We start from the raw sequence: 2,721 nt of genomic DNA on the forward strand, positions 1-2,721 counted from the left end.
CAGCTCCAACAACGCTCCGGCCGTGTCGCCCGTGGTCCCGCCCAAACGCTGAATCAAGCTGCGGCGCACCAGCAGCCCCACAGCTGCGGCAATCGCCAGCGCAATCCAGCCATTGGCACCCATCAGCATGACAGCGAGCACGATCAGCGCCAGCACCAAGCGAACGTTGGACCGCGGCATGTGCTCGGCCAACGCTTGCCCCAAACCGCTCGGGCGCACATAGGGCGTAGTGAGAAACAACCCCAGCACTGCACCTCGCCCCAGCAGTGGTACCACCAGAAGCACCAACGGGTTGCCTTGCTCGAGCAGCCTCCATAACGCAACGAACTTCAGTAACAGCAATAACACCAGTACGGCGACCGCAACCGGGCCGCTGCAAGGGTCTTTCATGATCGCCAGGGTTCGTTCCCGATCGCCGAAGCCGCCGACCCAGGCGTCCGCACTGTCGGCCAGTCCATCAAGATGCAGCGCACCGGTAAGCCAGACCCACGCGGCCAACAGTAATGCCGCCACCAAGGGCGAGGCCGTATTGCCAAGCAGCATGCCGAGCAAACTGAGTATGGCGCCGAGCAGTAACCCCACCAGCGGGTAATACAGCAAGGATCTGCCGACCTGCTGGGGCTCGGGCATGCCGCGCAGCCGTACCGGGAGGCAGGTCAGGAATTGCAGCGCGATCAGAAAGGGCTGCATCGTTCTTCCAGCCAGAGCGTGGCATCCGAGAAACCGGTTCTTAGTGCGAACAACCCGGCATGACCGACTTCAACTTGCAGCAGTCCTTCGCGCGGCAACCCACGTGCCTGCGCCAGCAACAGCCGCATCACACCCGCATGGGTGATGAGCAGCACGCACTCGCCTGTATATCGATCGGTCAGACGCTCGATGGCTGCCAGCACGCGGGCCGCAAAGTCCGCAACGGGCTCGGCATTGGGTGGCGTAAAGCTGTATGGATCGATCCAGAAGCGCGCCAGTGCTTCGCTCTGATCGATCATCAGGTCGGCGGCGGTGCGCCCCTCCCAATCGCCGAAGTCCAGCTCGCGCAGGTCAGGCTCAAATTCCAGCTCAAGGGAACGTTGTCCGGCGAGCTCAACGGCAAAGTCCGCGCAGCGGCGCAGGGGCGAACTGATGATCCGCTCCCACGGGCCCGCCCCGACAACTGCCGCACGCAACTGCTGCCAGCCCGTCGGGGTGAGGGCGTCATCCAGCCGCCCGCAAAAACCACCACCGGACTCGGTCTCACCGTGCCGCAGCAACTCCAGCCGCACACTCATGGATGCTGCGCCGCGACGGCGGCCTCGTCGAACGTGGCCATACCGTGGTGTAGCGCACAGGCCAGCCGAAGCAGCGGAACCGCCAGCGCCGCGCCGCTGCCCTCACCCAGTCGCAGACCAAGATCCAGAAGCGGGCGTGCGTCCAAGGCTGCGAGCACCGCAAGGTGGCCCGGTTCTGCCGACCGGTGAGCGAACAGCAACCAGTCACCACATGCCGGGTTCAGGCGCACCGCACACAGCGCCGCCACACTGCAAATATAGCCGTCGACCAGCGCGACGATTCCCTGCTGCGCGCAGGCGATATAGGCGCCGGTGAGCGCAGCCAGTTCGAAACCACCGACCCGCTGCATCCAGCCAAAAGTGTCGTGCGGCCCCATATGCAGCGCTAGCGCCCGCTCGATGACTGCACGCTTATGCACAACCCCGGCAGCGTCCAAGCCAGTGCCCGGCCCTGCCAGTTCGCGCGGTGCACAATCCAGCAAAGCGCAGGCCAGCGCCGCCGCAGTGGTGGTATTGCCGATGCCCATTTCGCCGCCAATGAACAGCTCGCTGCGCTGTTGTTGCGCGCGCAGCACAGTGTCGCGCCCAGCCTGCATGGCAAGCAGGCAGGTCTCGGCACTCATGGCGGGCTCTTTGGTGAAATTGCGGGTGCCCGGCCCGAGCGAAAGATGGCGCACCCGAGGCAGCGACAACGGAGCCGCAGTTCCCAGATCAATCACCTCCAACGTCGCGTCGAGCTGCTTAGCGAGCACACTGATCGCGGCACCACCGTTGACGAAATTGCCAAGCATCTGGCCAGTCACCGATTGCGGGAACGCCGATATGCCTTCTTCTGCAACGCCGTGGTCTCCGGCAAAAATGGCGATAAAGGCATGCTCCAATGACGGCCGCTCACGCCCCTGCAAAGCCGCCAGATCGGGGATCACCGCGTCGAGACGCCCCAGCGCACCCGCCGGTTTGGTCAGCTGCGCATCGCGCTGCCGTGCCGCCTGGCGAGCCGCTTCGTCCGGCACCCGACAGGCTTCAAGCCACCATTGCTTGTTCAAAGCTCCGCTCCTTTCAGAATCATTGGCAGACCTGCCACTGTGAACACCACGCGCTGACAACGCTCGGCAAGGGCCTGGTGCAACAGGCCCGCCTCATCGACATACCGCCGGCTCAGCTCGCCCAGCGGCACCACACCCAACCCGGTTTCATTACTGACCAACAGCACCCGCCCCGGCAGTCCCGCGAGGCAGTCGAGCAATGCATCGCGCTCTTCAAGCAGACGAGCCTGGTCATCCAGCATCAGCAAATTGGTCAGCCACAGCGTCAGGCAATCCACCAGCAGGCAGCGATCAGTTCGGGCGTGTTCGCGCAGGATTGAAGCCAGTGCCAACGGCTCCTCGATTAGCGCCCAGCTAGCTGGGCGCCGGGCTCGGTGATGAGCGATGCGCTCGCTCATCTCGCCATC

4 protein-coding genes are annotated in these 2,721 nt (G+C 64.4%); all 4 read right to left on the reverse strand.

Annotated features, from left to right (window positions below; translation table 11 throughout):
* Positions 1-690: adenosylcobinamide-GDP ribazoletransferase (locus PSTU_RS0116030; RefSeq protein WP_019342035.1), on the reverse strand; the 690-nt coding region annotated here is incomplete at its 3' end.
* Entirely contained in the window at positions 675-1,268 is a 594-nt protein-coding gene (gene cobC / locus PSTU_RS0116035; RefSeq protein ID WP_029404832.1) for an alpha-ribazole phosphatase family protein, read from the reverse strand. The genes cobC and PSTU_RS0116030, both read right to left, overlap by 16 nt.
* A complete protein-coding gene (gene cobT / locus PSTU_RS0116040; RefSeq protein WP_019342033.1) occupies positions 1,265-2,314 on the reverse strand; it encodes a nicotinate-nucleotide--dimethylbenzimidazole phosphoribosyltransferase in 1,050 nt (349 codons plus the stop codon). The genes cobC and cobT overlap by 4 nt, the downstream gene beginning before the upstream one ends.
* A partial coding sequence (locus tag PSTU_RS0116045) for a bifunctional adenosylcobinamide kinase/adenosylcobinamide-phosphate guanylyltransferase (protein ID WP_019342034.1) occupies positions 2,311-2,721 on the reverse strand: 411 nt, incomplete at its 5' end. The genes cobT and PSTU_RS0116045, both read right to left, overlap by 4 nt.

The sequence above is a fragment of the Stutzerimonas stutzeri SDM-LAC genome, assembly GCF_000235745.1.
In the GTDB taxonomy this organism is placed as follows: domain Bacteria; phylum Pseudomonadota; class Gammaproteobacteria; order Pseudomonadales; family Pseudomonadaceae; genus Stutzerimonas; species Stutzerimonas stutzeri_H.